Source organism: Actinospineispora eucalypti (assembly GCF_039543365.1).
Lineage (GTDB): Bacteria > Actinomycetota > Actinomycetes > Mycobacteriales > Pseudonocardiaceae > Pseudonocardia > Pseudonocardia eucalypti.
On sequence record NZ_BAABJP010000064.1, the window covers coordinates 96,488 to 102,711 of the forward strand.

At 68.6% G+C, this 6,224-nt stretch carries 7 protein-coding genes (1 of these 7 cut by a window edge); 4 read left to right on the forward strand and 3 right to left on the reverse strand.

Annotated features, from left to right (window positions below; translation table 11 throughout):
- Window positions 1-438 carry the 5' end (the start) of an MFS transporter gene (locus tag ABEB12_RS39695; protein WP_425572317.1) on the reverse strand. 63,366 nt of this gene lie to the left of the window's left edge, so 438 of the gene's 63,804 nt are visible here — the first part of the coding sequence; its start codon is at window positions 436-438; its stop codon lies off the left edge, out of view.
- A gap of 572 nt (window positions 439-1,010) precedes the next feature.
- On the opposite strand from ABEB12_RS39695, the gene ABEB12_RS39700 reads away from it, so the two are divergent.
- The 4 genes from ABEB12_RS39700 (at window position 1,011) to ABEB12_RS39715 (ending at window position 4,047) form a co-directional block, all read left to right on the forward strand.
- A complete protein-coding gene (locus ABEB12_RS39700) occupies window positions 1,011-1,466 on the forward strand; it encodes a hypothetical protein (RefSeq protein ID WP_185063252.1) in 456 nt (151 codons plus the stop codon).
- Window positions 1,467-1,502: 36 nt separating this feature from the next.
- Window positions 1,503-2,150: a TetR family transcriptional regulator gene (locus tag ABEB12_RS39705; RefSeq protein ID WP_185063376.1), complete on the forward strand. Its 648-nt coding sequence runs from the start codon at window positions 1,503-1,505 to the stop codon at window positions 2,148-2,150.
- 329 nt (window positions 2,151-2,479) lie between these two features.
- Window positions 2,480-3,028 (forward strand): winged helix-turn-helix domain-containing protein, encoded by a 549-nt coding sequence (locus ABEB12_RS39710; protein ID WP_185063251.1) that lies wholly within the window; start codon window positions 2,480-2,482, stop codon window positions 3,026-3,028.
- Entirely contained in the window at window positions 3,025-4,047 is a 1,023-nt protein-coding gene (locus tag ABEB12_RS39715; protein ID WP_185063250.1) for a nucleotide-binding protein, read from the forward strand. Before ABEB12_RS39710 ends, ABEB12_RS39715 begins: the two co-directional genes overlap by 4 nt.
- On the opposite strand, the gene ABEB12_RS39720 is transcribed toward ABEB12_RS39715, so the two are convergent.
- Together ABEB12_RS39720 and ABEB12_RS39725 are read right to left on the reverse strand one after the other, a co-directional pair.
- Window positions 3,960-4,598: a hypothetical protein gene (locus ABEB12_RS39720; protein ID WP_345703548.1), complete on the reverse strand. Its 639-nt coding sequence runs from the start codon at window positions 4,596-4,598 to the stop codon at window positions 3,960-3,962. The two genes, ABEB12_RS39715 and ABEB12_RS39720, sit on opposite strands and share 88 nt — an antisense overlap.
- A gap of 83 nt (window positions 4,599-4,681) precedes the next feature.
- On the reverse strand, window positions 4,682-5,320 hold the full coding sequence (locus tag ABEB12_RS39725; RefSeq protein WP_185063248.1) for a hypothetical protein: 639 nt from the start codon (window positions 5,318-5,320) through the stop codon (window positions 4,682-4,684).
- Window positions 5,321-6,224 lie beyond the last annotated feature (904 nt).

The following is a 6,224-nucleotide window of genomic DNA, read 5'->3' on the forward strand; positions in this document are numbered from 1 at the left end:
CTGCGCCTTCGCCGAAGGATCACACGCCGGGTCCCCCACCGCGCAGGTCACGCCCAGCTGACCACCCGAGGCCGCGACCGGCTCTGCCTTCGCCTCCGGGGTGTCGCCGGTGCCGGCCACCATGGCGACCGGGTTCGTGCTGGGCCCGGGGCACGGGTCGACACAGTTCGGGTCGACCGATGCGGTCGCGTCCGCCCGGATCGGGCCGACCGATGCGACCAGTGCCACCGGCCGCTCGGGCCGCGCCGTCTCCGCGGACGCCGCACCGGAAGTCAGGGCGAACCATGCCCCAACCACCCACAGCAGCGCCCACGCGCAGAGCAGCGCGGTCCGCAGGAACGCCCGCCCGAAGACCCGCCGCCAAGGCAGCCCGCGCATCGCGACCGGCGGCACGGCGCGGCTGCGCCGGCCACCGAGCGAGGCCACGGATGCCATCACGGGAAACTCCACGGATTTCAACGGGGGTCCGGACACAGACCGGCGGACCAGAAGATCAAACAAAGTTTGCACTCCGGGGCCCCTGGGCGCCCAGAGTGGATCGGCCGGAAGCCAACCGCGGTACAACTCACGCAGAGGTTCCTCAACCCGAGCGACGAGCACTCAGGCAGTCCCGATCGGCTCACACACTACCCGGACGCACACCCGGCGCAACCAATCTTGAGAATTCAATCCGGCGCCCCGTGCCTGCGCGAATCCGCGTCCGGCCAAATCTAAAGAAATGCGCGCAGATTGGCCGTGTCCGGACAAATCTCAAGGGCGCCAGGGGATTCGCCGCGCACAGCTTGCGCTCACCATGGATCACGGTATTCTGAACGCGCCACAGCGTATGTCAAATGCGGCCGCGTCCGCACTGACGGCTGGCAGAGCGGCTGCGTGACTTCCACCGCGGCTGTTTGAGGTGGCTGGGTCTGGGCGCAGGAAGCCCCGGAGTCCCGGCGTGGACCTGTCTTTCCCTGAGGGGGCCTCGAGGCCCTGACCCATTCAGCTTTCCTCGAACATGGAGCTTCATCATGATCTTGATGTCCAAGGCCAGGCGGCCCGTCCGGGCCGGCTTCACGTCCAGCCTGATCGCCGGCACCGCGCTCACCGCCGCACTGCTGGCACCCGCCGGCGTGGCCAACGCCCAGACAGCCGTCCACCCCGTCGCCCACTCCGCATCGCTGGCTCCCACGCAAGGCGGCGAGAGCGCCGGCGGATGCATGCCGACCGGCGACGTGGGGTTCTGGTGCCCCGCGACACAGGCGGCGACCGCGTCGTCCTCCGGGAGCGGTGAGTCCGCGGGTGGCTCTGAGAAGAAGGGCGGTGGCACCGACATCGCGGACTGGATCCTCCAGATGACCAAGAGCGTGGTCCAGGGCATCAGCTCTGGCTCTAGCGCGGTCACCGCGGTTGCGAACGCCCTCAACCCGGTCTCGGGTGTGGTCAGCGGCATTACCGACCTGTTCAAGACCGTTACGGGCAAGTAGTCGTCAGCGAGCGGGAGGGCGTCGATGAACGTGGGTATGAGCACCAACCTCGACGTCCTTCCGCTCGGCCGGACCGACCGCCGGGCGCTGCTGATCGACGCGGCGGAGGAACTGTTCAAGGAGCGCGCGTTCAACACCGTGACCACCGCGGAGATCGCGGCCCGGGCCGGCGTTTCCTACGGGCTGATCGCGCACTACTTCACCAACAAGCGCGGCCTGTACCTGGCCTGCGTGAACCGGGTCGCCACCCGCATGCGCGCGATGCACGACATCTCCCCCACCGGCGACACCCCGGCCGCCCAGCTCCGGGAGATCCTGGACCACAAGCTCGGCTTCGTCGAAGACCATCCGCGCGGTTTCATCACGCTGATGCACGACGGCGCCGGTCCCGACCCGCAGGTACGCGCCATCACCGAGCAGCTGCGCTGGCTGGCCGTCGTGCGCCTGCTCAACCTGCTCGGCGTGGTCGAGCCGCTACGTCCCAGCCTGCGTGCGGCGATCCGCGGCTGGGTCGGCTACCTCGACGAGATCGCACTCGACCACCTCGAGCACCAGGAGCTCACCCGCGAGGAGCTCGTCACGCTCGCCACCGCCGCCCTGGCCGCGGCGCTCCGCGCCGCCCACTCGCTCGACCCGGCCATCGGCGTCGAGCCCACGACGATCGACACACTCGCCGCGAGCTGAGCGATTCTTTACACCCCGACCCGACCCCGATAAAATAATCTTCGTCGCGCTCACGCGCTGGATTGCATCTGGCACCGGCGGTGAGTTACGAGCTGGCTTCGCGGTAACCCGCGCAGGGCTGGCGGAGCGAATGGATCTGGGCGCTGGACAGCCCCGGAGGCCAATCTCAGCCACCTTCTGCGTGCGACCACCCGGTCGGAGATTAGGGCTTACCGATGCGCATCCTCATGGTTCAAGACGTTGGTGAAATGTCAGGTGTGCTGGCCAGTCGGCTGTGGGCCCGCGGGCATTCCCTGGTTCACGGATCACTGGAAATAGACACCCCCGCCATGCACCGCAAGGACGACGCCGTGGTGCTCAACCTCGAGCTGCCGAACCGGCGGTGGCTGGACACGCTGCGCCAGTTCCGGCGAGTGAGCCAGGTGCCCGTGCTGGTGTGGGCCGCGCGCGGGGACGATTACCCCGGCGTGCGCTGGCTGCACGGCGGCGCCGACGACTACGTGCGGAAGCCGGCACAGGTGCAGGAACTGGTGACCCGGATCGAGACCCTGCGGCGCGCGCCTCGGGTCGACGGCGGCGCACCGCCGGGCCGGGTGCGGGCGATGGGCGCGTCCATCAACCTGGAGGCGCGGACGGTGGAGGTCAACGGGGTCCACCCGGAGCTGACCCGAACCGAGTTCGGCATCCTCGCCGTGCTCGCGCGGCACGTGGGCCGGCCGGTGAGCCGGCAACAGATCGTGGCCGAGGTCTGGTCCGGCAAGGTGCGGCCGACCTCCCGGGCACTGGACGCGCACATGAACAACCTGCGCAAGAAGCTCGCCCTGCCGGGCCTGATCGCCACCCTGTACGGCTACGGCTACCGGCTCGGGGCGTCATGACGTCGTCCTTCCCGCCCGCGCTCACCGAGGACGCGATCCTGCGGCGCGCCGCGGACCGGCCGACCGCCGGGTGGCGGCACGGCGTCTATGCGGCATCCGGCGGCCGGTGGAATCCGGGGATCAGCGATGCCGAAGCGTCGCGCAACGACCTGCTGCGCCGGGTCCGGCGGCAGCTGCCCGGCCTGCACCAGATCGCGGTGGCTTCGATGAAGGGCGGGGTGGGCAAGACCACGGTCGCCGCCGTGCTCGGCCTGACCCTGGCTGAGTACCGGGGCGACCGGGTGGTCGCGATCGATGCGAACCCCGACGCGGGAACCCTGGCCGACCGGCTCACCGGGGAAACCGGCGTCACCGTCCGGGACCTGCTCAACCACGCCGACAGGATCGACTCGCTGACCGACATCTCCCGCTTCACCAGCCTGGCCGGCCGGCTGCAGGTGCTGGCCTCCGAGCAGGACCCGGCGATAAGTGAGGCGTTCAACCGGGACGAGTACGCGCGGGTCTGCGCGCTGCTCGCCCGGTTCTTCAACATCATCATCACCGACTCCGGCACCGGCCTGGTGCACTCGGCGATGCAGGGCACGCTGGCGCTGGCCGACTCGCTGGTGATCGTGGGTGCGCCAACCGTTGATGCGGCGTCGCGGGCGGCGAAGACACTGGACTGGTTGACCGCGCACGGTTACCAGTCACGGGTCACCGACGCGGTGGTTGTGCTCTGCGCCAACCGGCGCAGCCCAGAGATCGACCGGGAGCGGATCCGCGCACATTTCGAGACCCGCTGCCGCACGGTCGTCGAGATCCCCGACGACCCTCACCTCGCCACCGGCGGCCGGCTCGATCTGCACGCGCTGCGCGAGCCGACCCGGCTGGCCTTCCTGGAGCTCGGCGCGCAGCTCGCCGACCAGTTCGGCGGGGAACGGGCCGGCCGATCCTATTTGCCGGAAGATCCGTTCGCCTTCGGCGCCTTCGGGTCGCCGCCGCTATCGATGTCGGAGGAGGGCTGGGACCGGCCATTCTGAGGTGAGTTGCTCACGTCGGGCTGGCTCGGGACGATCGGCTCGCTGCCCACCGAGGGCAAGACCGGCTCCGAGTCGGGGGACGCGGACTGGGTTTCCACCGTCGAGCCGGACGTCGGGGCCGGGTTATTGATCACGGGGCGCGGGTCTTCCGTGGTCTCGGCGGTCTGCCCGGCCGACGCGTCGACCGCCCCGGAGGCCACCGCCATGGCCTGGTCGTAATAGATCTTGCGCCAGTAGTCCGGCGAGTCGGAGAAGGGGCCGGCCTCGGCGGACCCCGAGCCGCTCGAACCCTTGCCCAGAACGCTCCTGAAGAACGCCCGGATCTCGTCCATGACCGACTCCGAGTAGTCGGGGTCCGCGCTGGACGTCCCGCCGCTGGACGAGCCGGACGAGACATCGCGCGACCTGGGCACCCAGAAACCCAATTGGTCCGCCGGATCACCAGATCCGTCGTCGTCCCGCGCGTAACTGACGAGCTCGACCGTGCTCGGCTGTGTTACGAAGGCCTGCGGCAGCCCACCGACCGCCAGCGGCAACGCGGCCGCGGCCAACACCTTCCCGAACGACCCTGTCCTCGACACGGGCTCCCCCTACCGCTGCCTACCGGTCGCATCGCAGAGAAATAGACTGATTATCAGTCAGTATACCAGGGCAAGCGCAGCAGTTCGCGGGTTTGCGCTTCCACCCGGGCGCCCCTGGCCGCCGAGTGCCGCAGCCCGTTGTAGACCAGATCCCACAGCTGCTGGTTGCTCTCCAACAGGCTCAACGGCAGCGGTGACATCCAGCCGGACTTCTGCCCCTGGAAGCCGCCGGCCAGCCGCAGCTTCCCGCCTTTGACGCTGATAGCGGACAGCTCATACAGGCACACCTTCTCCCCGTGCCGCCCCTCCAGGATGTGCGCGCCGGCCTGAGCGATTACCGGCGCCCGGGCGGCCAACCCGATCAGCGACACCGGAACGAAGATCAGCACTGCGGCGATCGCCAAACCGACGAGGGTGGTCCCCAGCTCGCCACCGAAGATCAGCAAGTACAGCAGCGCAATCACCACGAGGGGCACCAACACCACGCTGGCGGTGAACGTCAGCACGGACCGGACGTGCTCGAATACGGGCGGCGGCGGGCCGACGACCTTCTCCAGGACCGGGTTGGCCGCATGCCGCGCGCGTTCCTCGTCGGGCGCACGAAGCGTTCGGCCTGCCGCGGCGAACCCACGCGGGAGCCAACATCCCGGATCGACCGGCCAGCCGCCGCGCCCCAAGGGCCACACGGCCACGTTGGGTATGTCGATCGGAACGCGTCTTAAGTAAATCTAAGGCTGAGAGTTTCGGAACCCCTCTAAGCATTCGTTCACCAGTTGTTTCAAGACTGGCAAGTCTTGACCGTGCCCTGACCGGCCAGCCGGCGGCCGTCCGAGGCACCGGCGACGGCCATCCGGGTGGCCGACGTGGCCACCGGCAGGTCACCGTGGCCACCGGCCACGCCGCTCCTGGCCGACCCAGATCAGTGGCCACGCTGTTTACGCTTACCCGGCCAGTCGCACTCGTGGTGGCCGCCGTGTGGCCGTGGCCATTCCGCCGTGTCCCCGGTTGCCTGGCTCGCCCGCACGGCCGCGGTTGGCCACGGCCACGCCCCACCGACGGCCACACCGAGAAATCGGTCAGCCTTCGCGCATGGCCATTCATTCGTCGCTAATACGGATGGACACGGAATCGTCGCGGCTTCATTCGCCGGGAGGACTCCGAATACCTATTCCACGATGGACTATTGGGGCGTGCCGCCCATGGGTCCGTCCCGTGTGCGACCCATCGCGGTCGGCCGATAATCCGGCGCGCTCCCCTCCTGGGTCTCGCACGCGGCCCCGCACGCCCCTCGCTGCCCACGCGCGGCGCGTCGCCCATGATCATTATTGACCGAGGGCTGACCAGAACCGCTTAATTTAGGTTAACCCTTCGTTCATATTGGGGCTGCCAACTGACTACCCGGGACATCTAGGTTCAATCTTGCTTGGCGCCGCTATGGCGGTATGGGAGTACCCGGGTGCGTCCTTGTGGACGACCCGGCGCGTGAGTTGCACCGTGCCGGGGATCATTCGACCTTGAGCTGAGCTCTCCTAATCTCTGATCAATCGCGATCGCATGTTCGATCATTTGATTACTCCCTGATAAGGTCTTGAGGCC